The following is a 21,584-nucleotide window of genomic DNA, read 5'->3' as shown; positions in this document are numbered from 1 at the left end:
GTGTTGCCTGTGCTTGCCGGCGATCACGGGCGAAGCCCGTGCCATGCAAGCCTTGCCTACTGGGCCAGCAGCGCCTCCATCTCTCGATACCCCCGCTGGCGCGCATGTTCCAGCGCGGTGACCCCATCCTTGTCGGCAATCTGCCGGTCCGCCCCCGCCGCCAGCAGCCGGCGCACAATCTCCACATGCTGCGGCCCACCATCCCCCAGAATCACTGCTTCCATGAGCGCGGTCCAGTGCAGCCGGTTCAGGTGGTTCACGTCCACTCCGGCATCAATCAGTATTTGCACGGTCTCGACATGCCCGCGCTCGGCCGCCGGAATCAACGCAGTTCCCCCGTACCGGTTAGTGCTCTTGAGGTCGGCACCGTGGCTCAGGGTCAGCCGCAGGATGTCGTTCAGGCCCCGTGCGCCGGCATACAGATAAGGGCTGTCATCGATATTGTCCTTAGCGTTCACGTCGGCACCGGCGTCGATCAGCGCTTGCGCTGCCGCCACCCGGTTGCCGTGGGTGGCCACAAGCAGGGCAGTGCGACCTTGCTCATCACGGCTTTCCAGCCGGGCGCCTTGTGTCAGCAACTGGTGCAAGGTGCCCACGTCGTCGTGGCGGGCGGCGTTGTGCAGGCGGTTGTCCATGGTGGTGTTCTCGGCGTGGGCGACAAGGCTGGTGAACAAGGCGAACAGCATGGCTACGACGGGTTTACGCATAGGGTGGGCTCCTGAATGACCTGCCTGGATCCTGGATAAATCCACATCAGGTCTTGAACTCAAGTTTACGCATGGCGGACAGTGGCGTGCTGAACAGACAAGTCAGGAAACAAAACGATGAAGTTCTCCACACCGCTGATGAGCGCGCTATGCCTGGCGATCGGCAGTGGCTGGGCTTGTGCCGACCAGGTTTTGCCCGCGCCACCCGAACTCGCCTCCGGCTACCGCACCGGTCTGCAGCCGGTGCACGCCAGCCGGCATATGGCCGCCGCCGCCAACCCGCTGGCCAGTGAAGCGGGGCGGGCGATGCTGCGTGCCGGTGGCAGCGCCATCGACGCGGCCATCGCCATGCAGATGGTGCTGACCTTGGTCGAGCCGCAATCCAGTGGCATTGGCGGTGGGGCCTTTATCCTCTATTGGGACGGAAAGCGCGTGCAGGCTTTTGACGGCCGCGAGGCAGCCCCGTCGCAGGTCACCGAAAAGCTGTTCTTGCAAGCCGATGGTTCGCCGATGCCGTTCAGGTCGGCGCAGATCGGCGGGCGTTCAGTGGGTGTGCCGGGGGTACTGCGCGCGCTGAAGCTGGCTCACGAGCAGCACGGCAAGCTGCCTTGGCAGCAGCTCTTTGCCCCGGCCATTGCCCTGGCACGTAACGGTTTCCCCGTTTCCGAACGCCTTCACACACTGGTGGCGGGCGACCCCTATATTGTCCGTTCACCGGCCATGGCTCGCTACTTCCTGGATAAAAACGGCAAGCCGCTGGCAGTGGGCACGACGTTGCGCAACCCCGAACTTGCGCAAACGTTCGAGCAGATTGCCGCGCACGGTCCGCAGGCGTTCTACACGGGTGAGATCGCCCAGGCCATCGTGGCCAAGGTGCGCAGCCGCACCAATGCCGGTTACCTGTCGTTGCAGGACCTTGAGCAGTACACTGCCAAGGAGCGCGAGCCGGTGTGCGGCCCCTACAAGGCCTGGCGCATCTGTGGCATGCCGCCGCCATCATCGGGTGGGGTGACGGTGTTGCAGACGCTGGGCATGCTTGAAGCCGTGCAGCGCGCAACGCCACAACGCGACCTGGCGGCGCTGCGGCCGCTGGCGAGCGCGTCCCCGGCAGGCCTGGAGGCACCGCCGTTGGCCGTGCACCTGATCGCCGAGGCCGAGCGCCTGGCCTACGCAGACCGCGCTCAGTACCTGGCTGACAGTGATTACGTGCCGGTCCCGGTCAAGGCCCTGACCGACGCCACCTACCTGGCCAGCCGAGCAGCACAGATCGGCGAGTACAGCATGAAGCGCGCCCGGCCGGGCCAACCGCAAGGCGCCGACCTGGCCCTGGCTCCCGACCGCTCGCCATTGCGCATTTCTACTTCGCACCTCAGCGCAGTGGATGACAATGGTCAGGCACTGGCCATGACCACCTCGGTGGAGGCCGCGTTCGGTTCGCACCTGATGGTCAAGGGCTTCCTGCTCAACAACCATCTGACGGACTTCTCGTTCATCCCCCGGGAGCACGGCAAGCCTGTGGCCAATCGGGTGCAGCCGGGCAAGCGGCCGCTGTCGGCGATGGCGCCGACGCTGGTGTTTTCGCGTGCCTCTGGCGAGCTTGTGGCCAGCCTTGGTTCGCCAGGCGGCTCGCAGATCATTGGCTACGTGAACAAGGCGCTGATCGGCTTGCTGGATTGGCAGCTCGACCCGCAGCAAGCGGCCGGCCTGCCCAACTTCGGCAGCCGCAATGCCGGCACCGAAGTGGAAGCCGGGCTGGCCAGCCCATCGCTGGTCCGCCAATTGGCAGCCTGGGGCCATGAGGTAACGCCGATGACCATGACCAGCGGCATGCAGATCATCCAGCGCAACGGCGAGGGCTGGTCGGGTGGCGCAGACCCTCGGCGTGAAGGTGTGGCCCTGGGCGACTAGCCATGGTAGAACGCAGTCTTGCCATTCAGCAGTTGAATACCAAGATGTCTATCAGCGTGAAATCGAATAGAGCCCTGTTCGACCTCGATCTGCTACGCGCCATCGTAGTGGTGGCCGATTGCGGCAGCTTCACCACGGCGGCGGCGCGCCTGCACTCGACCCAGTCGACCATCAGCCAGAAGGTGCGCCGCCTGGAGGACATGGTCGGCCACCGCTTGCTGGTGCGGGGTAATCGCGATGTGCTACCGACCGACGCCGGGCAGACCTTGCTCGGCTACGCGCGGCACATGCTGGCGCTGAATGACCAGATGCTCGAAGCCCTGGCCGGGGCGATGGTCGGCACCACCGTACGCCTGGGCGTGCCGGAGGACTTCGTTGGCGGGCGCACCACCAATGCACTGTCGGCGTTCAGCCGGCTGCACCCGCAAGTGAAACTTGAAGTGACCAGCGGCCTGTGCCGCGACCTCAGCCAAGCCTACGACAATGGCGAACTCGACCTGGTGCTGCTCAAGCAGCGACGCAACACCCGCGAGGGCGTGGCATGTTGGCCAGAGCGCCTGCAATGGATCGACAGCGCGCGCACGCCAGCCTTCGAGCTGGATCCGATTCCGCTGGTGACCTTCCCGCCGCGCGGCCTGTACCGTGAAGACATGATCAATGCGATCGAAAGCATGGGCCGGCGCTGGCGCATCAGTTTCACCACCTCCAGCCTTAGTGGCATCCAGGCGGCAGTCGCCGATGGCATGGGCATCAGCCTGCTGCCGCCAAGGGCGGCAACGGCCGAGCATCGGGTGCTGGGGGCAGTGCAAGGGCTGCCGGAGGTCGACAGCTATGAAATCGTCATCGTCCACCGGCCGACGGCCGATGTGATGGTCAAGGCATTGGCCGAGGTCATGACACAACTGCTGGCGGGTGGTGGGATCTGACGATCTGGGCAGTGAACGCCCCGGTGTTCAATGGGTATCCAACATCCGGGGCGCAGCTCACATCACTGCGGGAGCGGGCGTGCCCGCGAACACGGGCGAAGCCCGTGCCAGGCACCGTGTTGGAGCCTTCGCGGGCGTGCCCGCTCCCACAGGAAACCGAGTCGGCCGACGGTTGATGGGTCAGGCGCAAGCCGCAGCCACGCGGGGCGACAGGTGAATGCCGGCAATCATGCAGCGCACCGAGCCCCCAGCCATTTCGATGGTCGGCACGTCCAGCGGCACCAGCCGCGCCGAGCGCTCGATACGCTGGCGCTGGTCGGCGCTCAGGCTGTCGAAGGCCTTGCGTGACAGCGCCAGAATACGCCCGTCACGCCCGGACAGTTCGATGGCGTTGCCGGCAAACTGGCTGATCTGCTGGTTGCTCAGGTCAATCACATCGCGGCCCGACTCGATCAGGCGCATGCGCACTTCCTTTGCCCGCGCCTTGTTGGTGAACGTGTCGAAGCCCACCAGGGCAAACTCGGTGGCCACGCACATCAGTACGTTGGTGTGGTAGATCGGCGTGCCTTGCTCGTCGGCAGTGTCGAATACCATCGGCTCGAAGTTGAAGTGCGTACTGAAGCGCTCCAGGGCTATCGGGTCGGCGCGGTTGGAGCGCGCGGTGTAAGCCACCCGCGACAGGTGGTCGAATACCATGGCGCCGGTGCCTTCGAGGAACAGCTCGTCTTGCTCCAGCCCTGAATAATCGATTACATCCTGCACACGGTACTCATGCTTGAGCATCTCGATCACATCGGCGCGCCGCTCGCGGCGGCGGTTGCGCGAGTACATCGAGTAGATCGCGATGTGTCCACCGGGGTGGGTCGAGAACCAGTTGTTGGGAAACACCGAGTCCGGGGTGTTGTGCTCGCCAAAATCGTCGAACAGGTGTACGCGCACGCCTTCGGCCTCGAGGCGGCCGACGGCCTGGGTGACTTCATCACGGGCAACCTCGGCGAGCGCCTGTGCGGCGAGGCTGGGGCTGCTGCGCTGGAATGAGTTGTCGGCTGCGGTTTCCGGGTTGGGAGTGAACGCATGTGGCCTGACCATGACCACTGCTGCAGGTGCTTGAATCGAACGCGCTGGGAATGCCATCTGGGAGTACCGGGTAGGAAGCGGGGTTAGGCAACGCGTCGGATGCGGCTTTTGGCAGCGCGGCCGCGGGTGTGGCTGAACAGGTCTTTCGGGTCGTCTTCCACCCATGGCACCAGGTCGATCTTCGAGCCCATGCCGCGCTTTTCAGCTTGCTGTAGTACGTAACGTAGTACGGTGTAGTCCTCCAGGGCGAAGCCCACCGAGTCGAATACCGTGACCTGGCTGTCGCTCTGGCGCCCCTCGGTCTCGCCGCGCAGAACACGCCACAGGTCAACCACCGGGAAGTCAGCGGGCAGCTGCTGGATGTCACCTTCGATACGGGTTTGCGGCTCGTACTCGACAAACACCCGGGCGTTGCGCAGCACATCGGCGTGCAGTTCGGTCTTGCCCGGGCAGTCACCCCCCACGGCATTCAGGTGCATGCCGGGTTCGAGCATGTCGGGGGTGATGATGGTGGCGTAGGCCTTGTCGGCAGTGACCGTGGTGATGATGTCCACGCCTTTCACCGCTTCGGCCACCGAGCCGGCCCGGCGAATGGTGAGGCCGCTGTATTCCTTGAGGTTGGCAATCAGCTTGGCGGTGGCCAGCGGGTCGGTGTCGTAGGCAACGATTTCTTCGATGCCCAGATGCTTGTGGAAGGCCAGCGCCTGGAATTCGCTTTGCGCGCCGTTGCCGATCAGCGCCATCTTGCGCGAGTTCGGTCGGGCCAGTGCCTGGGCTGCCATCAGCGAGGTAGCCGCAGTGCGCAGGGCGGTGGCAATGGTCAGTTCGGACAGCAACACCGGGTAGCCGGTTTCGACATCGGCCAATACGCCGAAGGCCATCACGGTATGCAGGTCACGCGCGGTATTGGCCGGGTGGCCGTTGACGTATTTGAAGGCGTAGCGGCTGTTGTCGGCGACCGGCATCAGTTCGATCACACCCACTTCCGAATGGCTGGCAACCCGTGCGGATTTATCAAACTCCTGCCAGCGTTTGAAGTCTTCACGAATGGCCGCAGCCAGTTCACCTATGAACGGCGCTACGCCGATGTCGTGCACCAAGTCCGACATGGTTGGAACATCAATGAAATACGTCATGCTCTTGCACCTTGTTATTGTGCGCTGCCCTTTGGATATTGCAGGGTGAGCGCATAGGATTATCGAAGTGTCGCCGGCTCGAACATTTTGATGAAAGGTTGCGTCAACAGGAAGAATGCAGGTTGCCAGTTTCGCCAACTTTCTAGACAATCTGCCACCCCAAAGTAGCAATCTGATTATTTGGCAGGCATATGGACACTATCGATCGGGAACTGATTGCGCTGTTGCGGGACAATGCACGTACCCCCGTGCTGACCTTGGCAAAAAAACTCAAGGTGGCCAGGGCAACGGTGCAAAACCGCATCACCCGCCTCGAAGAGCAGGGCGTGATCATCGGCTACACGGTACGCTTGCGCTCCGATGCGCTGGACCAGGGCGTGCGGGCGATCACCAGCATCGGCATCAGCGGCCACCACGCCGCAGAGGTCAAGCACGCGCTGCGTGGGCACCCCAACGTGGTGGCCATTCACACCACCAATGGCCGCTGGGACCTGATGGCAGAGCTGCGCGCAGACACCCTGGAAGCGTTCGACCGGGCGCTGAACACCATTCGCTCCATCCCGCACATCGAGAATACCGAGACCAGCATCCTGCTCTCCACCTACAAAATGTGACCGCTGGGTCAGGCCTTTTGACAGGCGCATTGCGCAAACTGTCACCCGCGCTTTCCACAGTGCAAAAAATCCCTTTGGCTGTGCGCATTCTGTAGCGTTCCGCTTGGCCCAAGCCACTGGCAGAATGAAACTGTTTTCGTGCAAGGGTACAAGGCGCACCACCCAGGGTGCGTTTCAAACAATAAAAAAGCCCGCAGCGAAGTTGCGTCGGGCGTGAGTGTCCGTTTTCGTTATTACCTGCGCTTTTATCATTTTCAATCACAGGGGAACCTGCACCTTAGTGCCAATTAAATGGTGCGGCGCGGGGCGCTGAAGTTTTACCAAAAAAGAATAAGAGGTCGACTATGCATCAAACGTGCAATGCGCAAAGCGCTGCTCCGCAAGAGGGCCGAGTGCTCAAGCGACGGCTGGAAAACCGACACATACAGCTTATTTCGATCAGTGGCGCCATTGGTACCGGTTTGTTCATGGGCTCGGGCAAGATCATTGCGCTGTCTGGCACTTCGATCATCCTCGTCTACGCCATCATCGGTTTTTTTGTGTTCTGCATCATGCGCGCCATGGGCGAAATGCTGCTGGCCAACCTGCAGATGGAATCGTTCGCCGACCTGGTGCACAACTACCTGGGGCCACGGGCCGGTTACATTCTCAGCTGGTCGTACTGGCTCAGCTGGGTGGTGGCGGCGGTGGGCGACGTGGTGGTGGTCGCAGGGTTCGTGCAGTACTGGTACCCCGATGTGCCTACCTGGCTACCGGCTTTCGGCACCATGTTCCTGTTGCTGGGCCTGAACATGCTGGCGGTGAAGGCCTTTGGTGAAGTGGAGTTCTGGTTCGGCCTGATCAAGATCGTCGCCATCGTGCTGCTGGTGGTAACCGGCCTGGTGATGGTCGCCACCTCCTATACCTCGCCGGGCGGGGTGACGGCGTCGTTCAGCCACCTGGTGGCGCCTGGCGTGGTCATGCCGCATGGCATCCTTGGCTTCCTCGCCGGGTTCCAGATCGCGATTTTCTCCTTCGTCGGCACCGAGCTGATCGGCACCGCAGCGGCGGAGGCCAAAGACCCCGAGAAGACCCTGCCCAAGGCGATCAATACCATCCCCGTGCGTATCCTGCTTTTCTACATCTGTTCGCTGGTGTGCATCATCAGTGTGGTGTCCTGGGCCAATGTGCCGGCCAACCGCAGCCCGTTCGTTGAATTGTTCCTGCTTGGCGGGTTGCCCGCTGCTGCTGGCATCATCAACTTCGTGGTGCTGACTTCGGCGGCCTCGTCGGCCAATAGTGGCGTCTACTCGGGCTCGCGCATGCTCTACGGCCTGTCGCACCAACAACAGGCGCCGACGGCGTTCGGGCGCCTGTCCGGCTCGGGTACGCCGGTGCGGGCGCTGGTGTTTTCCGGGGTGTGCATGGCGATTGCGCTGACGCTGCTGTTCGTGATCCCGGAAGTGATGACCGTGTTCACCCTGGTGTCGACCATATCCGCGGTGATGATCATCGTTACCTGGTCGCTGATCCTGCTGTCCTATTTCGCTTACCGCCGACAGAATCCGCAGGCGCATGAGCAGTCCAGGTTCAAGCTGCCCGGCGGCAAGGTCACCGCCGCGCTGGCGCAGCTGTTCCTGATTTTCGTGCTGTGCCTGCTGGCGCTGGAACCGGACACCCGCACGGCGCTGTACGTGATGCCGTTGTGGTATGCGGGCCTGTTGCTGGCCTATCGGCGCAGGACCAAGGCCTCTGCGCAACCGCAGACAGCGACTGCTACATAGGACCATGGGCTGCTGCGCAGCCCATCGCCGGCAAGCCAGCTCCCACTTGGACTGCGCGAGTCTCACGATTTGCGCTGTACCTGTGGGCGCTGGCTTGCAGGCGAGACACCTCAAGGCTGGCGTTCAGCAACCGCCCGCAACGTACGCAACGTCACCACCGGTGCATCCACCACGAACCGGTTGGCCAGCCAGCCGGGCACATCGCCGGCAGGGTCGGCCTGCAACTGGTAGGTCACCTCCGTCTCTCGCTCGCCCAGTGGTTTCATCCGCCACTCACCGCTCAGATGCTGAACCCGGATCAGGCCGTCAACCTTGGGAATCCTGTCGGGCTCGGCGCTCAGGCGCCGCAGCAGCGTGCCGTCGTCCAGGCGTTCGCTGGTCACTTTCAGCACAATGTCCCGCGGCATCGTCGGCCACGGCAGGTTGGTGGTCAAGTACACCCAGGTATTTGCGCCATCCACTTCCAGCAAACGCATCTGGTCACAGGCGTATAGCCATTTGCAGGCTACCCGCAGGTTCTCTTGCAGGTCGGTGAGGGTGCGCACGCTGGCTTTCATGGTGCTCACACCACGAAATTGCTGGTAGGACGAGTCAGCCGCGCCACTGAGGTACACGCGGATGCCTTCGCGGTCGTAGGCCAGGTTCCAGTCATCGTCGGCCGGGGCTGGGGTACACAAAAGCATGGCAGTGAGCAGCAGGCAGCGGTTCATGGCCGGTACCGCGCGGGGGATGGGTGTTTGAGTATGCGCGGCAAACAGAAAGCCCGCCAGGTTGGCGGGCTTGCGGGCATCAGCGTGGGCTTAGCGCTTAGGGTTCAGCGTCAGGTGCACGTGACGGTTCACGTCTTTGTACAGCAGGTAGCTGAAGTTGCCTGGGCCGCCCGCGTAGCAGGCTTGCGGGCAGAAGGCGCGCAGCCACATGAAGTCGCCGGCTTCCACTTCGACCCAGTCCTGGTTCAGGCGGTACACCGCCTTGCCTTCCAGCACGTACAGGCCGTGTTCCATCACGTGGGTTTCAGCGAACGGGATCACGCCGCCCGGCTGGAAGGTGACGATGTTCACGTGCATGTCGTGGCGCATGTCGGCCATGTCGACGAAACGGGTGGTTTTCCAGCGGCCTTCGGTGCCCGGCATCTCGATGACGGTGGCGTTGTCGCGGTGGGTGACGAACGACTCCGGTACGTCCAGGCCTTCAACTTTCTGGTAGTGCTTGCGCAGCCAGTGGAAGGTGACGTTGGACTTGCTGTTATTGCGCAGGCTCCACTCGGCGCCCGGGGCCAGGAAGGCGTAGCCGCCTGGTACCAGGGTGTGGTGTTTGCCTTCAACGGTGATGTCCAGCTCGCCTTCGACAATGAACACCACGGCTTCGGCGTTAGGGTCCAGCTCAGGACGCTCGCTGCCGCCTTCCGGGGCCAGCTCGACGATGTACTGGGAGAAGGTTTCGGCAAAACCGGTCAGCGGGCGGGCGATGACCCACATGCGCATCTTGTCCCAGAACGGCAGGTGGCTGGTGACGATGTCACGCATCACGCCCTTTGGGATGACAGCATAGGCTTCGGTGAACATGGCACGGTCAGTCAGCAGCTCGGTTTGAGCTGGGTGCCCACCGTGGGGGGCGAAGTACGAATGGTTCGACATGGACAATCTCGACTTGTTGTTCTCTCCCCGTGCCGTGAACCGCACCGGCCGGTGCGGCGCAGGGGATGTGGCAACAGAATAGGGTCGAGCGCGCGCCATCCACAAATTAAATGTTGGAATACCCGGTATTTGATCGCTGAATGTCTACCTGGCGTCCGGCGTGCTTTTCCGGCAGCCGATCGCCTTGGCCGAACAGTTTGTGGCGCAGGCTGCCTTCGGCGTAGCCCGACGGGTAGCGGCCGCGGCGTTGCAGCTCGGGGACCAGCAACTCGACCACGTTGGCCAGGTCGTCCGGCTGCACGGCGTAGGTCAGGTTGAAACCGTCGATGCCGGTCTGGTCCAGCCAGCTTTCCAGCTGGTCGGCGACCTCGCTGGCGGTGCCTACCAGCACCGGGCCGCGACCACCCAGGCCAACGAACTCGGCGGCCTCGCGTACGGTCCAGCGGCGGTTCGGGTCGGCGGCGGTAAACGCGGCCAGGGCAGCCCGGCCGGCGTCGTTTTCGACGTATTCGATCGGCGCATCAGGGTCGAGGCCGGCGAAGTCGATGCCGGTCCAGCCCGACAGCAGCGCCAGGGCAGCATCCAGGTCGACGTAGCGACGGTACTCGGCGAAGCGGGCCTCGGCCTCTTCCCGGGTAGGGGCGACGATCAACAGCGCCTGCGCATAGATCAGCACTTCATCACGACCTCGCCCGGCGGCTTCGGTGGCCTGGCGAATGCCGTCGGCGTAGCGGCGCAATACGGTGGGGGTCGGGCCGCTGATGAACACGCATTCGGCGTGGCGCGCGGCAAACTGCTGGCCGCGTGCCGAAGCGCCGGCCTGGAACAGCACCGGCGTGCGCTGCGGTGACGGCTGGCACAAGTGCATGCCGGGTACCTGGAAGTGCTCGCCCACATGGTTGATAGGGTGCACCCGGGTTGGCTCGATGTAGCGCCCGCTGTCGCGCTCCAGCAGCACCGCGTCATCGTCCCAGCTCTTCTCCCACAGCTTGTACAGCACCTGCAGGTATTCCTCGGCCAGGTCGTAGCGCTGGTCGTGGCCCAGCTGGCGCGCCAGGCCGAGGTTGCGGGCGGCGCTGTCGAGGTAGCCGGTGACGATGTTCCAGCCGACCCGGCCATTGCTCAGGTGGTCGAGTGTGGACATGCGCCTGGCGAACGGGTAGGGGTGCTCGTAGGTGAGCGAGAAGGTAACGCCAAACCCCAGGTGCTCAGTGACCCCGGCCATGGCTGGCACCAGCAGCAGCGGGTCGTTGACCGGTACCTGCACGCCACCGCGCAGGGCGGCTTCAGGGCCGCCCTGGTAGACGTCGTAGATGCCCAGCACATCGGCAATGAACAGGGCGTCAAACAGGCCGCGTTCCAGCAGGCGGGCCAGGTCGGTCCAGTAGCTCAGGCGGTTGAAGGCCACACTGGTATTGCGTGGGTGGCGCCACAGGCCAGGTGACTGGTGGCTGGCGGCGTTCATGCTGAACGCGTTGAAGCGGATCGGGCGGGGCATGTCAGGTGCGCTCCACTCAAGGCAACACGGAAGCCGGGTAGACCGCGTCGGCCACCTGCAGCTTGTGGGGAATCAGCCCCAGGCCCTGGAAGGTGTCAGCCAGTTTCTGCTGCTCGGCGACGATCTGTGGGGTGATTGCCACAGCGTTGTAGTTGCGGCGCTCGCTGGCCACTTCCAGCACGTTGGCGCTGATGCCTAGCTGCGGTGCCAGAAGTGCGGCAACCTCTGCAGGCTTGGCGTTGGCCCACTGGCTGACCTTGCCCAGTTCGCTAAAGAAGGTCTTGAGCAGCGCACGGTGCTGGTCGGCATAGCTGGCGGTGGACAGGTAGAAGGTGCGGTTGTTGGACAGGCCGCTGCCATCACGCAGGTTTTTCAGGCCTGGCTGGCTTTCTGCTGCGGCGAGGAACGGGTCCCACAGGGTCACGGCCTGCACGCTACCCGACTGCAAGGCGGCCACGGCATCGGCGGCATTGTTGACGTAGGCGGGGGTGATGTCCTGGTAACTCAGGCCGGCCTGCTCCAGTGCGACGGCCAGCAGGTACTGGGCGTTCCAGCCACGGCCTGTGGCTACGCGTTTGCCTTTCAGGTCCTGCACGCCGGCCACATGGTCCTGCTCGCGCACCACCAGGCCGATGCCGCGTGGATAAGGCTGCTCGGCGGCCAGGTACACCACCGGTTTGCCGGCGGCCTGGGCGAACACCGAAGGTGCGTCTGCGGCGTGGCCGAGGTCGATGGCGCCGGTGCTCAGGGCTTCGAGCAACTGCGGGCCGGCGGCAAATTCGTGCCAGCTGACCTTCACGCCTTGCGGGGCCAGGGCCTTTTCCAGGGCGCCGCTGCCTTTGAGGATGTTGATGCTGTTGAACTTCTGGTAACCGATGCGCAGGGTCTTGGCGTCGTCGGCCAGGGCTTCGGACCAAGGCAGCAGACTGGCGACACTGGCCAGCAGGCCGCCAATCAACAGGCGGCGCAGGGGGGAGAAGGCACGGGTTGGCATTGGATGCTCCTTGAAACGGGGTGGAAAGCGATGCGCCCAGACTAAGGAGACGGCGTTTGGCTTTCAATTTTTATATTCCGTTTCGTTAGATTTTTTTGTTATTTTTATATCCTTTTGTTTTGTAACGATTTGCATTCTTTCGACATTTTTTTCACATTCGCTTGCTAGCATCCCCGGCATTCCGAGGAGCCCTACATGCCGCAATTCCTGCGCAAGCGCAGCACCCGCATCGCCCTGACCGCCACTACCGGCTTGCTGGCCGCTACCCTGGGTTTCTTCGCCTGGCAGAGCTTCTACCCGGTCCAGGCCGCTTCTGGCTGGGATGTCCAGGTCCTGCATCGTGATGTGGCCAAGGCCGCATCGCTGTTGCCGCAAACGGATGGCAGCCTGTTGGTCAGCCGCGAACTGGATGATGGTCGAGGCAGCATCCTCAAGATCACCGCGACAGGCGACCGTGTAGTGGTAATCGACAACCTGTCCAAGCCCGATGGCATGGTCGCGGCACAAGGCGGCTGGGTGTTCAGCCAGGAAGGCGGCCAGGCGCCGGTAAGCCTGGCCCGCGATGGCCAGGTTACCCACCTGTTCGACGGTGATAGCGTGCAGGGTCTGTGGAATGACGGCGACCATCTGTATGCCATCGAAGACCGCAAGGGCAATGGCCGCCTGATGCGTTATGACTGGGCCAGCGGCCAGCTTGATGTGCTGCGTTCCGGCCTGACCGAAACCGAAGGCCTCACCCGCTGCAACGACGGCCGCTTGCTGTACACCGAAAAAGCCAATGGCAAGGTTCGCGCCCTGTCTGACGATGGCAAGGACCCGGTGGTGGTCGATGGGCTGCGCAACCCCACCTTCCTGTTCTGTGACCAGCGTGGCCTGTGGGTCAGTGAAGACAACACCCACCGCGCACGCTTGTTGCTGATCGACGCTGACGGCGTCCAGCACACCATGCTGACCTTCCTCAAGGCGCCGCAGTCGATCGTGGCGGACGGCAAGGGCGGCTACCTGTTGGCCGAGGGCGGGCGTAACCGCGTGCTGCACCTCACTCCGCCACCAGCGCACGACACCGCCCAGCGTTAGCTGGGCAGGCGCCGCTTGCGCGCTGGCAGCAGGCCCAGCACCAGCATGCAGCCGAGCAGAATCACCAGGCCACCCGCCGCCTGTAACAGGCTGAGGGCTTCATTGAGAAACAAGGCGCCCACCAGTACCGCCACCAGCGTGACCACGAATTCCACGCTGATGGCGCGGGTGGCGCCGATCCGTGCCACCAGGCCGAAGTACAATACGTAGGTGGTAGCGCTCATCACTGCGCCGCTGATCAACAGGTAAAGCCAGTCGCCTGCTTGTGGCATGCTGGGCACCGGTACTACCAGCAACAGCGGCAGGGTCAGCAGCCCGCCAGCCAGGAACGCGCCGCAGGTGACCGTCCACGGGTCCTGGCCGCGCAGGTGCAGGCTGGCGTAGTTGCTGCCGTAGGCGGCGCTGATGGCGCCAAGCAGCGAGGCGATGCAGCCGTGGATGAAGTCGTCATCGACCGCGCGGGCCGGAAAACCGACCAACATGGCGATGCCGGCAATGCCCAGCAGCAGCCCGGCCAGGCCTTGCGGGGTTATTTTCTCCAGCCCCCAGACCCGCCCGATCAGCATCGAGAACAGCGGAATGGTGGCGACAAAAATGGCCGCCATCGCTGTGCCGATGCGTGGAGTGGCGTACGACATGCCGATCAGTTGCCCGGCCACGGTGGTCGCACCCACCACCAGCAAGGGTACCAGCAGCGGCCGCAGGCGCAGCGGGCGGCGCAGCAGGGCTGCAAGGATCGCCAGGGTGCAACTGGCAATCAGTGCCCGCTGGCTGACCGCGCCCACCCAGCCAAAGGCATGCACCACCTTGAGCAGCACCAGGAACGAAAAGCCCCAGGCTATGGCCAGGAACAGGTAGGCGGCGAGGTCGCGCGGTTGCATGAGGCAGGGTCCATCCATGGGCAGGGGCAGGCAGGCTAGCGGGTTGCAGGGCGTGATATCAAGGCCGGCCAGGCGCAAGGCATTATGGCTACTCGACCAACAGCGTGCTTCCCTGCATGGCCGCGCTCGCGGATAATCCCCGGTATTCCAATAAATAGCCTGTGAGTGGGTATGAGTGATTCCGTAGTGAGCCTTGGCCAGCCTGAAACCGAGGGGGGGCGCAAAACGCGCAAAAACAACCCCGAGAAAACGCGCGAGGACATCCTCCAGGCGGCCATCAACGAGTTCGTCCAGCAAGGGCTGGCCGGCGCACGCGTCGATGCTATCGCCGAGCGCACGGCAACCTCCAAGCGCATGATCTACTACTACTTCGGCAGCAAAGAGCAGCTGTACTGCGAATGCCTGGTGAAGTTGTACGGCGATATCCGCAAGACCGAGCAAAGCCTGGACCTGGAGTCGTTGCCGGCTGAGCAGGCGATCCGTCGGCTGGTGGAATTCACCTTCGATCACCATGACCGCAACGTCGATTTCGTGCGGATCATCTGCACCGAAAACATCCATTATGGCGAGTACGTCAAGCAGTCGCCGGCGATCCGCGAAATGAGCAGCCTGGTGCTCGAAGCCCTGGGCAACACCCTGCGCCGTGGCGTGCAGGAAGGCGTGTTCCGCGCCGGTATCGAGGTGATCGACCTGCACATGCTGATGAGCTCGTTCTGCTTCTATCGGGTGTCGAACCGCCACACCTTTGGCGAGATCTTCCAGATCGACCTGTCTGACGACCAGGTCAAACTGCGCCACAAAGCCATGATCTGTGACGCCGTATTGCGCTATATCTGCGCCTGAACCCCGCTTACTCGCCCAGCCGTTGCTCGCGTGACGGCGGGTAGCCGAAGTACGCCGCATAGCACTTGCTGAAGTGCGACACCGAAACAAACCCGCAGGCCACTGCCACTTCCATCACCGACAGGTCCGAATACTGCAGCAGCCGGCGGCTTTTGGTAATGCGCAGTTCCATGTAGTAGCGCCGTGGCGAGGTGCCCAGCTGAGCCTGGAACAGGCGGTCGATCTGCCGGCGCGAGCGCCCGCTGTAGGCGGCCAGCTGATCGAGGCTGAGGGTTTCCTCCAGGTTGTTTTCCATCAGTTCGACGATGGTGCGCAGGTGCAGGCTCATGGATTTCTTCGCCCCCGGGCCAACCTGGCGGTAGCGGGCCCCGGAGAACGACAGGATTTCCTCCACGCCTTCGGCCAGCCCGTCGCCATACAGCCGGCGTACCAGGCCCAGCATCAGTTCCATGGCACCATTGGGGCTGGCGGCGCTGAGGCGGTCGCGGTCGAGGGTGAAGCTGGCCGGGGTGATGCGGGTTTGCGGGCTGCGCTCGGACAGGCTGGCGCGCTGCTCGGGGTGGATACTGCAGCCATAGTCGTCCAGCACCCCGGCGCGGCCAAGGAACCAGGCACCGTTCCACAGGCCGCCCAAGGCCATGCCGTGGGCGGCGCAGTCGTCCAGCAGGCGGTCGAGTTCAGGGTACTTCAGTGGGGTGCGCAAGCCGCCGCAGATCACCAGCAGGTCCAGTTCTTTCAGCGCCCCGGCGGACAGCTCGGTGGCCACCAGTTCCAAACCCAGGTCGCTGGTCACCCGGTCGCCATCCATCGACAGCGGGGTGAACTGGAAACTGTCGGCGCGCAGCAGGTTGGCCGTGACCAGCACGTCCATGGCCACGGTAAAGCTGGCCATCGAGAAGTGTTCGAGCAGGACGAAATCAACCCGATAGGGGGCCTGGGCATTGGCGCTGGTGGGTTTTAGCCGCAGCATGTTGCTGGTGCTGGTCTTCTTGCTGAACTGACGTGGCGTGGGCACTCTGGACTCCGCTTCCTGGCTGGCCCGCAGAGTGTGGCGGGTGGCTGGGGGAAAGACAATGTCCCGGGTGGGTGTGTCGTATTTCAGGTCGTGTTCAGGCAACCTGTCTGGCTTGGCCTATTGCCGCCATGTTGCCCCCTGTCACTGAGGACGCCCTTGATGAAGTACGCCGTTGCCCTGTTGTTCAGCCTTTTGCCGCTGCTGGCCAATGCCCTGGAACCGGGCGAGAAGCTGGCCCCGTGGACGCTGCTCGACCAGCACGACCAGGCCTACAGCCTCGATACCGGCACGCACATCCTGCTGGTAGCCCGCGACATGGACGGTGCCAAGCTGGTCAAAGCGGCGCTGGGCGAGCAGCCCCGGGGCTACCTGGAGGCGCGTGATGCGGTGTTCGTTGCCGACATCCAGCGCATGCCGGCGCTGATCAGCAAGCTATTCGCCATTCCGGCCATGCGCGATTACAACTACCGGGTGCTGCTCGATCGTGAGGGGCAGGTGGCCAGCCGCTACCCCGGGCAGGAAGGTCAAGTTCAGTGGTTGCAGCTAGAACAGGGCGTGCTGGTGAGCCAGCGGGCGTTTGCCGATGCCGCAGCATTGATGGCAGCGCTCGAGCGCGCCCCACAGCATTGATAGCATGACGCCGCTCCGGCAACGGTTCGCAATGCCATACTGTTAGCCAAATCAATCTGAACCCTCAACGCTGTTGGTAACCCAATGCATTACATGCCAAACGGGAGAGCGCTCATGGAAATAGGAACGATCTGGATCATCATCGCCGCCTTGGTCATCCTGCTGGAAATCTGGGCCATCTGGCACATCATCGGCAGCGACCGGCGCGCCGAGCGCAAGATGCTGTGGGTCGTGTTCGTCGTCTACGCCCCATTCCCCGGTTTGTTGTTCTGGGCCTGGCGCGGGCCGCGGGCGGTGAAGGGCAGGGCGGTCCTGCAGGAGAAATGAGGGTTTCCGGCATCAGGCGTGGGGGGAGCGTGATGCCGTCGATGTTCACTTGGGCAGGATCTGGAAGCGAAGGGCTGGGCCCAGCCCATCAACCATCAGGCAGCCGTAGAATTTCACGGTCGACAATACCCGCAGCTGTTTGAGCGCTTCGTGGATGTAATCGTGCAGCAGTTTTTCAGCTTCGCGCTTGCGGTCTGCGAGGGTGGTGCTTTGAAGCGTGATCACGCCGAGCAGGGTGGTTTCGATCTGCTCGACGGTGTTCAGGCCGAGCTTCTCTCGCAGGTGCAGGCGTGCCTGCGCGGCATCCGCTTCATCGTGGGCAGGGTTGTGCGGCTTGATGGTATAGGCCAGCTGAAAATCATATTTGCTCATGCGCTTTTCCTTGTGACGTGCAGGCCTCCATGCCGGGTCTTGCAATCTACCGCCTGAACGCTGCGGCGCAAACAGACGCGTGGTTCAAGCATGGCAATGCGTTGTGCGAAATGTCCTACCCTGCGCTTGACCTCGAGTTAACTTCAGGTCTGATACTGCGCCACTCTTCCAACCGAGTGAGGGCTTGTCGTGACCAAATCAACCGCATTCCAGTTGAGCAACCCTGAAGGCCTGTACGACCCCAGTGGCAATGCCTATTCCCATGTCGCCGAGGTGCGCGCTGACAGCCGCTTGCTGTTCATCGCCGGCCAGGGCGGGGAGGACAGCAACGGCCAGTTGTCGCCACTGTTCGCCGAACAGGCCCGTCAGGCGCTGGCCAACCTTGAACTGGCCTTGGCGTCCAAAGGTGCCAGCCTGGCCCAGGTGTTCAAGCTGACACTGCTGATTGTCGAGCATTCCGAAGCGCGCCTGCGCCAATGGGTGGTTGAGGCCGACAGGGCCTGGGGGCCGCACATGAAACCGACCTGCACGTTGATCCCGGTACCCCGGCTGGCGCTGGATGGCATGCTGGTGGAAATCGAGGCTATAGCGGCGCTGTAGCTGTAGCTGTAGCTGAAGCTGTAGCGCTTGGCGCTGGCACCACGGCGCTAGAAGAAGCTGCGCTGCGCCTTGAGCGTAACCACACTGTCGCAATAGGTGTTGATGCCCGAATAGGCATCGCAACCGCCGCCACTGAGATTGGAGTTGCTGTAGATCAGGTTAAGGTCGATGCCTAGCCAGGGCCGTGACAGCTCCAGCGACCAGTCGGAAAAGGCATTCACCTGGCTGCCGTCGCCAATGGTGAACGGCGTGCCCAGGCGATGGTGGGCAAGCTTGACGGTGAGGTCGACATCGAACAGGGGCAATTGGCCAAAGTCGGCGAACAGGGTGCCGGTGCGGTTGCCGGGGTTGTCGCGCAGCGCGCCGCCGAAGCGATTGCCCAAGAGCGAGATGCCACCGTACAGGGCATAGCTGTCGGGGCCTGCGATAGTCGGCTGGCTGTAATGGATCAACCCCACTTCATAGCCCAGGCTGCTGTCGAACTGGTGCTTGTAGCCCAGGTAGCTGTCCAGGCGCAGGGTCGAGTTGGGGGTGACGCCCATGCTTGGGGCGTACTGGCCCAGGTACCAGCCACTGGGGTGGCTGAAGTCGAGACCACCGTGGAATGCGCCGACGGCACTGGGTGAGATAAGGCCTTGGGCCATGCTGCGCGAGGGTGTGGTGCCGAGTGTGAAGTCGAAGTCGCCCAGTTCGCGTTTTATCTGCTGGGCCATCAACACTGGGCTGAACAGCAGTGCAGCACTCAGCAACAGAAAGGGCCTGGTCATGGTCTCCGTCCTGGAAGGCTTGCGGTTGAGCGGTAGAGGATACCTGCGCAGGTGAAAGGAGGGAACCTTTGCCTGGCCCGCTCAGCCTTTGGTCGAACGGTCTGCGTCGGCGGCTTCGGTCACCACGGGCAGGTTGTCGGCCCGTTGTATCACCCGGCGTTGCTGCTCGTAGTCGTCCAAGGACAGGCCGCGGCGCTGCAACGCTTCCAGTTGCAATTGGCGGGTTTCTTCGGCGCTGTACGCACGCAGTTCAGGGTGGCTGGCGCAACCGGCCAGTACAGCAATGCTGGCAGCGGCCAGGGCAGTGAGGAGGAGGCGGGCCTTGGTGTTCATCGAGCAGCTCCGGAATGCAGGGGATTCGCCAGGTTCGAATCGATGGAGCTAGGTTATTAAGCCTGCGCGATCAGTAGAAATTGCCTTGTTCGATAGTCACTATTGACGCAAGCATCAGTGCTAAAAGTTTGCGCCCCCGCATCTGGCCAAACGCATCGCCATTGCTACCCTTAACCCACGCAATCTGACCTGTTGGGGATAAGCGATGCGCATGCCATTGTTTGCTTTGCTGTCGGCGCTGATGTGCCTGAACGCGGCGCCCGGCCTGGTGCTGGCGCAAGACGTACCAGCCCCCGACCCAGCCCCGCAAGCCGACACGGTCGCGGCCAAGACCCCGGTGTTCACGCAAGAGCAGCTGGACCAGATACTGGCGCCGGTTGCGTTGTACCCCGATCCGCTGCTGGCCCAGGTATTGATGGCGGCCACTTACCCGGGGCAGGTGAGCGAAGCGGTGGCCTGGTCCAAGGCCAACCCCAAGGCGTCGGGCGATGCTGCAGTCAAACAGGTAGCGAAGCAGCCGTGGGACCCCAGCGTGCAAGCGCTGGTAGCCTTCCCGCAGCTGCTGGCGACCCTGGGCCAGGACCCAGTGTGGGTGCAGCGCCTGGGGGATGCGTTCCTGGCGCAGCCCGACGATGTCATGGGCGCGGTGCAGCGCTTGCGTCACCAGGCGCAGGCGGCCGGTAACCTGCAAAGCAACCAGTACCAGAACGTGACCGTGCAAGCCGCACCGGCGCCACAGGCTGCCAGCAGCCCACCCTCCACCATCATCATTCAGCCGGCCGACCCGCAAGTGGTGTACGTGCCCAGCTACAACCCGACCACCACCTATGGTACCTGGGCCTACCCGGCCTCACCGCCCGTGTACTACCCGCCGCCGCCGATGTACTACCCCGGTTCCGCGCTGGTGGCGGGCCTGGCCTTTGGTACCGGCGTGGCGGTTGTCGCCTCGTTGTGGGGCGACTGCGACTGGGGCCACAACGACATTGACATCGACGTGAACCGTTACAACAACATCAACGCCAACAACCGCATCACCAACAATCAGAACAAATGGCAGCACAATGCCGTCAACCGTGAAGGCGTGCCTTACCGCGATGCCCGTAGCCGCCAGCAGTATGGCCGCCAACTGGACGGCGCCACCCAACGCACCGCCTTCCGTGGCGACGACGCGCAGCGGGCGCAGGCGCGGGACAAGGCCCGGGCCTCGATGGACCGCGCGGGTATGGAACGGCCGGCCACCGACAACCGCCAGGCACGCCAGCAAATGCGCGAAGCGCAGGCGGGTAATTCGGTGGGCAACCGCATGCAATCCCGTGGCGATAATGCCAGAGCAACCGACCGTCGCCAGGAAACACGCAATACCCAAGGCCGGCAGGTAGCACAAAACCGGCCGGCCAACATCGCCGGCCAAGCGCGTAACAATGCCTTTGATGGCGTGCGTTCGCCGTCACGCACCAACTTGGAGGCCAACCGAGGTCGTACCAGCCAGTCGTTTGCCCAGCGGCCCAATGCATCCCGTGCTGCCGGCCACCAGATCTCCCGGCCCAGTGCGCCAGTGCGGCGCGGCGGAGGGGGCCGTCGATGAAACGTCCAGTTTTTGCAGCAATGCTGCTTGCGACAGGCTTGGCATGGGCTTCCCTGGCGGCTGCACAGGAAGCATTCCCGACGCCGGAGAAGGCCGTGGAGTCCTTCATTGCGGCGCTGGGCATGGAAAAGGCCGATGAAGCCCGCCTGGCCCAGTTGCTGGGTGATGACTGGCGCACCTACATACCGCGTGGTGGTGTAGAGCGCAGCGACGTGGACACCTTTCTGCAGCAGTATCGCGCGCAGCACAGTCTCGACATGGCAGGCGAGGGCAAGGCAATCCTGGCGGTGGGCAGTGGTCACTGGACATTGCCCATACCGTTGACCAGAAGCAGCCAGGGCTGGCGCTTCGACCTCAAGGCCGGCAGCACCGAAATCCGCACCCGGCGCATCGGCCGCAACGAACTGGGTGCCATGCAGGCGTTGTTGGCTTACCACGACGCGCAGATGGACTATGCCAGCCAGGACCGCAACGGCAACGGTGCGCTGGAGTACGCGCAGAAGATTTTCAGCGAGCCCGGCAAGCATGACGGGCTGTATTGGGATGACGACGGCGATGGCCAGGTCAGCCCGCTGGGGCCGTTGTTTGGCCAGGATGTGGTGGGTGATGACTGGTATGGCTACCACTTCCGCATCCTCGACGCACAAGGGCCCTCCGCCCCCGGTGGCGCCTACAGCTACCTGATCGGCAACCAGATGAGCCGTGGCTTCGCCATGGTCGCCTGGCCGGCCAGGTACGACGACACCGGGGTGATGAGCTTCATGATCAGCCATGACGGCCAGGTGTTCGAAAAAGACCTCGGGCCGCACGGCGACAGGCTGGCCAAGGAAATGAAGCGCTTCGACCCGGATGACAGCTGGAAGGTGGTGGATGTGGCAGCGGGGGATTGAGCCC

The 21,584-nt window shown here is 63.3% G+C and carries 23 protein-coding genes; 11 read left to right on the top strand and 12 right to left on the bottom strand.

The annotated features are described in order from the left end of the window. Window positions 1-56: 56 nt before the first annotated feature. Window positions 57-707 (bottom strand): ankyrin repeat domain-containing protein, encoded by a 651-nt coding sequence (locus ABI582_RS06725; RefSeq protein WP_442118737.1) that lies wholly within the window; start codon window positions 705-707, stop codon window positions 57-59. A 117-nt stretch (window positions 708-824) separates the two neighbouring features. Here ABI582_RS06725 and ggt point away from each other — a divergent pair, with 117 nt between their 5' ends. Both ggt and ABI582_RS06715 read left to right on the top strand, forming a co-directional pair. Then, the gene (gene ggt, locus ABI582_RS06720; protein WP_442118736.1) at window positions 825-2,615 is read left to right on the top strand and encodes a gamma-glutamyltransferase; all 1,791 of its coding nucleotides are present in this window, start codon (window positions 825-827) and stop codon (window positions 2,613-2,615) included. A 44-nt stretch (window positions 2,616-2,659) separates the two neighbouring features. Further along, window positions 2,660-3,541: a LysR substrate-binding domain-containing protein gene (locus tag ABI582_RS06715; RefSeq protein WP_442118912.1), complete on the top strand. Its 882-nt coding sequence runs from the start codon at window positions 2,660-2,662 to the stop codon at window positions 3,539-3,541. 180 nt (window positions 3,542-3,721) lie between these two features. On the opposite strand, the gene ctlX is transcribed toward ABI582_RS06715, so the two are convergent. Together ctlX and ABI582_RS06705 are read right to left on the bottom strand one after the other, a co-directional pair. Then, window positions 3,722-4,630 (bottom strand): citrulline utilization hydrolase CtlX, encoded by a 909-nt coding sequence (ctlX, locus tag ABI582_RS06710; protein ID WP_442118735.1) that lies wholly within the window; start codon window positions 4,628-4,630, stop codon window positions 3,722-3,724. Between the two features lie 71 nt (window positions 4,631-4,701). After that, window positions 4,702-5,754, bottom strand: a complete 1,053-nt coding sequence (locus tag ABI582_RS06705; protein ID WP_132843406.1) for an ornithine cyclodeaminase — start codon at window positions 5,752-5,754, stop codon at window positions 4,702-4,704. 191 nt (window positions 5,755-5,945) lie between these two features. Here ABI582_RS06705 and ABI582_RS06700 point away from each other — a divergent pair, with 191 nt between their 5' ends. Both ABI582_RS06700 and ABI582_RS06695 read left to right on the top strand, forming a co-directional pair. Beyond that, a complete protein-coding gene (locus ABI582_RS06700; RefSeq protein ID WP_016499380.1) occupies window positions 5,946-6,368 on the top strand; it encodes an Lrp/AsnC family transcriptional regulator in 423 nt (140 codons plus the stop codon). 344 nt (window positions 6,369-6,712) lie between these two features. Next, entirely contained in the window at window positions 6,713-8,131 is a 1,419-nt protein-coding gene (locus ABI582_RS06695) for an amino acid permease (RefSeq protein ID WP_041167696.1), read from the top strand. 110 nt (window positions 8,132-8,241) lie between these two features. Here the strand turns inward: ABI582_RS06695 and ABI582_RS06690 are convergent, their stop codons facing one another. The 4 genes from ABI582_RS06690 to ABI582_RS06675 form a co-directional block, all read right to left on the bottom strand. Then, window positions 8,242-8,841, bottom strand: a complete 600-nt coding sequence (locus ABI582_RS06690) for an START domain-containing protein (RefSeq protein WP_338744185.1) — start codon at window positions 8,839-8,841, stop codon at window positions 8,242-8,244. Between the two features lie 90 nt (window positions 8,842-8,931). Next, window positions 8,932-9,768, bottom strand: coding sequence for a bifunctional allantoicase/(S)-ureidoglycine aminohydrolase (locus ABI582_RS06685; protein WP_016499386.1), 837 nt, complete (start codon window positions 9,766-9,768; stop codon window positions 8,932-8,934). Between the two features lie 106 nt (window positions 9,769-9,874). Continuing rightward, window positions 9,875-11,266, bottom strand: coding sequence for an LLM class flavin-dependent oxidoreductase (locus tag ABI582_RS06680; RefSeq protein WP_442118734.1), 1,392 nt, complete (start codon window positions 11,264-11,266; stop codon window positions 9,875-9,877). Window positions 11,267-11,282: 16 nt separating this feature from the next. Further along, window positions 11,283-12,260, bottom strand: coding sequence for an aliphatic sulfonate ABC transporter substrate-binding protein (locus ABI582_RS06675; RefSeq protein WP_442118733.1), 978 nt, complete (start codon window positions 12,258-12,260; stop codon window positions 11,283-11,285). A gap of 195 nt (window positions 12,261-12,455) precedes the next feature. Here ABI582_RS06675 and ABI582_RS06670 point away from each other — a divergent pair, with 195 nt between their 5' ends. Continuing rightward, the gene (locus ABI582_RS06670) at window positions 12,456-13,337 is read left to right on the top strand and encodes a hypothetical protein (RefSeq protein WP_442118732.1); all 882 of its coding nucleotides are present in this window, start codon (window positions 12,456-12,458) and stop codon (window positions 13,335-13,337) included. On the opposite strand, the gene ABI582_RS06665 is transcribed toward ABI582_RS06670, so the two are convergent. After that, entirely contained in the window at window positions 13,334-14,218 is an 885-nt protein-coding gene (locus ABI582_RS06665) for a DMT family transporter (protein WP_442118731.1), read from the bottom strand. The genes ABI582_RS06670 and ABI582_RS06665 overlap by 4 nt on opposite strands. Window positions 14,219-14,389: 171 nt before the next feature. On the opposite strand from ABI582_RS06665, the gene ABI582_RS06660 reads away from it, so the two are divergent. Next, the gene (locus tag ABI582_RS06660; RefSeq protein WP_016499391.1) at window positions 14,390-15,061 is read left to right on the top strand and encodes a TetR/AcrR family transcriptional regulator; all 672 of its coding nucleotides are present in this window, start codon (window positions 14,390-14,392) and stop codon (window positions 15,059-15,061) included. Window positions 15,062-15,068: 7 nt separating this feature from the next. Here the strand turns inward: ABI582_RS06660 and ABI582_RS06655 are convergent, their stop codons facing one another. Then, window positions 15,069-16,076 carry a GlxA family transcriptional regulator gene (locus ABI582_RS06655; RefSeq protein WP_132843393.1) on the bottom strand — a complete coding sequence of 336 codons (1,008 nt, stop codon included), beginning with the start codon at window positions 16,074-16,076 and terminating at the stop codon, window positions 15,069-15,071. 159 nt (window positions 16,077-16,235) lie between these two features. On the opposite strand from ABI582_RS06655, the gene ABI582_RS06650 reads away from it, so the two are divergent. After that, window positions 16,236-16,706, top strand: coding sequence for an FAD/FMN-containing dehydrogenase (locus ABI582_RS06650; protein ID WP_442118730.1), 471 nt, complete (start codon window positions 16,236-16,238; stop codon window positions 16,704-16,706). A 114-nt stretch (window positions 16,707-16,820) separates the two neighbouring features. Further along, complete coding sequence (locus ABI582_RS06645; protein ID WP_028613816.1) at window positions 16,821-17,033, top strand: PLDc N-terminal domain-containing protein; 213 nt, start codon at window positions 16,821-16,823, stop codon at window positions 17,031-17,033. Between the two features lie 45 nt (window positions 17,034-17,078). Here the strand turns inward: ABI582_RS06645 and ABI582_RS06640 are convergent, their stop codons facing one another. Beyond that, window positions 17,079-17,405, bottom strand: coding sequence for a hypothetical protein (locus ABI582_RS06640; protein WP_442118729.1), 327 nt, complete (start codon window positions 17,403-17,405; stop codon window positions 17,079-17,081). Between the two features lie 189 nt (window positions 17,406-17,594). On the opposite strand from ABI582_RS06640, the gene ABI582_RS06635 reads away from it, so the two are divergent. Then, complete coding sequence (locus ABI582_RS06635) at window positions 17,595-18,005, top strand: RidA family protein (protein WP_442118728.1); 411 nt, start codon at window positions 17,595-17,597, stop codon at window positions 18,003-18,005. 47 nt (window positions 18,006-18,052) lie between these two features. On the opposite strand, the gene ABI582_RS06630 is transcribed toward ABI582_RS06635, so the two are convergent. Both ABI582_RS06630 and ABI582_RS06625 read right to left on the bottom strand, forming a co-directional pair. Continuing rightward, entirely contained in the window at window positions 18,053-18,772 is a 720-nt protein-coding gene (locus ABI582_RS06630; protein WP_368975390.1) for a TorF family putative porin, read from the bottom strand. 81 nt (window positions 18,773-18,853) lie between these two features. Continuing rightward, complete coding sequence (locus ABI582_RS06625; RefSeq protein ID WP_258911138.1) at window positions 18,854-19,105, bottom strand: hypothetical protein; 252 nt, start codon at window positions 19,103-19,105, stop codon at window positions 18,854-18,856. A gap of 205 nt (window positions 19,106-19,310) precedes the next feature. Between ABI582_RS06625 and ABI582_RS06620 the strand changes: the two genes are divergently transcribed. Both ABI582_RS06620 and ABI582_RS06615 read left to right on the top strand, forming a co-directional pair. Beyond that, window positions 19,311-20,690 carry a DUF3300 domain-containing protein gene (locus ABI582_RS06620; protein WP_442118727.1) on the top strand — a complete coding sequence of 460 codons (1,380 nt, stop codon included), beginning with the start codon at window positions 19,311-19,313 and terminating at the stop codon, window positions 20,688-20,690. After that, a complete protein-coding gene (locus ABI582_RS06615) occupies window positions 20,687-21,580 on the top strand; it encodes a DUF2950 domain-containing protein (protein WP_442118726.1) in 894 nt (297 codons plus the stop codon). Before ABI582_RS06620 ends, ABI582_RS06615 begins: the two co-directional genes overlap by 4 nt. Window positions 21,581-21,584 lie beyond the last annotated feature (4 nt).

It is taken from the genome of Pseudomonas sp. SAS7 (assembly GCF_052112345.1).
GTDB classification, from domain to species: domain Bacteria; phylum Pseudomonadota; class Gammaproteobacteria; order Pseudomonadales; family Pseudomonadaceae; genus Aquipseudomonas; species Aquipseudomonas putida_Q.
This window is presented reverse-complemented; position numbering and strand designations above follow the sequence as displayed.

Bases quoted from the DNA above. Each gene is read 5' to 3' on its own strand.
- ABI582_RS06725 (WP_442118737.1), bottom strand. From the start codon at position 707: ATGCGTAAACCCGTCGTAGCCATGCTGTTCGCCTTGTTCACCAGCCTT.
- ggt (WP_442118736.1), top strand. From the start codon at position 825: ATGAAGTTCTCCACACCGCTGATGAGCGCGCTATGCCTGGCGATCGGC.
- ABI582_RS06715 (WP_442118912.1), top strand. From the start codon at position 2,660: ATGTCTATCAGCGTGAAATCGAATAGAGCCCTGTTCGACCTCGATCTG.
- ctlX (WP_442118735.1), bottom strand. From the start codon at position 4,630: ATGGTCAGGCCACATGCGTTCACTCCCAACCCGGAAACCGCAGCCGAC.
- ABI582_RS06705 (WP_132843406.1), bottom strand. From the start codon at position 5,754: ATGACGTATTTCATTGATGTTCCAACCATGTCGGACTTGGTGCACGAC.
- ABI582_RS06700 (WP_016499380.1), top strand. From the start codon at position 5,946: ATGGACACTATCGATCGGGAACTGATTGCGCTGTTGCGGGACAATGCA.
- ABI582_RS06695 (WP_041167696.1), top strand. From the start codon at position 6,713: ATGCATCAAACGTGCAATGCGCAAAGCGCTGCTCCGCAAGAGGGCCGA.
- ABI582_RS06690 (WP_338744185.1), bottom strand. From the start codon at position 8,841: ATGAACCGCTGCCTGCTGCTCACTGCCATGCTTTTGTGTACCCCAGCC.
- ABI582_RS06685 (WP_016499386.1), bottom strand. From the start codon at position 9,768: ATGTCGAACCATTCGTACTTCGCCCCCCACGGTGGGCACCCAGCTCAA.
- ABI582_RS06680 (WP_442118734.1), bottom strand. From the start codon at position 11,266: ATGCCCCGCCCGATCCGCTTCAACGCGTTCAGCATGAACGCCGCCAGC.
- ABI582_RS06675 (WP_442118733.1), bottom strand. From the start codon at position 12,260: ATGCCAACCCGTGCCTTCTCCCCCCTGCGCCGCCTGTTGATTGGCGGC.
- ABI582_RS06670 (WP_442118732.1), top strand. From the start codon at position 12,456: ATGCCGCAATTCCTGCGCAAGCGCAGCACCCGCATCGCCCTGACCGCC.
- ABI582_RS06665 (WP_442118731.1), bottom strand. From the start codon at position 14,218: ATGCAACCGCGCGACCTCGCCGCCTACCTGTTCCTGGCCATAGCCTGG.
- ABI582_RS06660 (WP_016499391.1), top strand. From the start codon at position 14,390: ATGAGTGATTCCGTAGTGAGCCTTGGCCAGCCTGAAACCGAGGGGGGG.
- ABI582_RS06650 (WP_442118730.1), top strand. From the start codon at position 16,236: ATGAAGTACGCCGTTGCCCTGTTGTTCAGCCTTTTGCCGCTGCTGGCC.
- ABI582_RS06645 (WP_028613816.1), top strand. From the start codon at position 16,821: ATGGAAATAGGAACGATCTGGATCATCATCGCCGCCTTGGTCATCCTG.
- ABI582_RS06640 (WP_442118729.1), bottom strand. From the start codon at position 17,405: ATGAGCAAATATGATTTTCAGCTGGCCTATACCATCAAGCCGCACAAC.
- ABI582_RS06630 (WP_368975390.1), bottom strand. From the start codon at position 18,772: ATGACCAGGCCCTTTCTGTTGCTGAGTGCTGCACTGCTGTTCAGCCCA.
- ABI582_RS06625 (WP_258911138.1), bottom strand. From the start codon at position 19,105: ATGAACACCAAGGCCCGCCTCCTCCTCACTGCCCTGGCCGCTGCCAGC.
- ABI582_RS06620 (WP_442118727.1), top strand. From the start codon at position 19,311: ATGCGCATGCCATTGTTTGCTTTGCTGTCGGCGCTGATGTGCCTGAAC.
- ABI582_RS06615 (WP_442118726.1), top strand. From the start codon at position 20,687: ATGAAACGTCCAGTTTTTGCAGCAATGCTGCTTGCGACAGGCTTGGCA.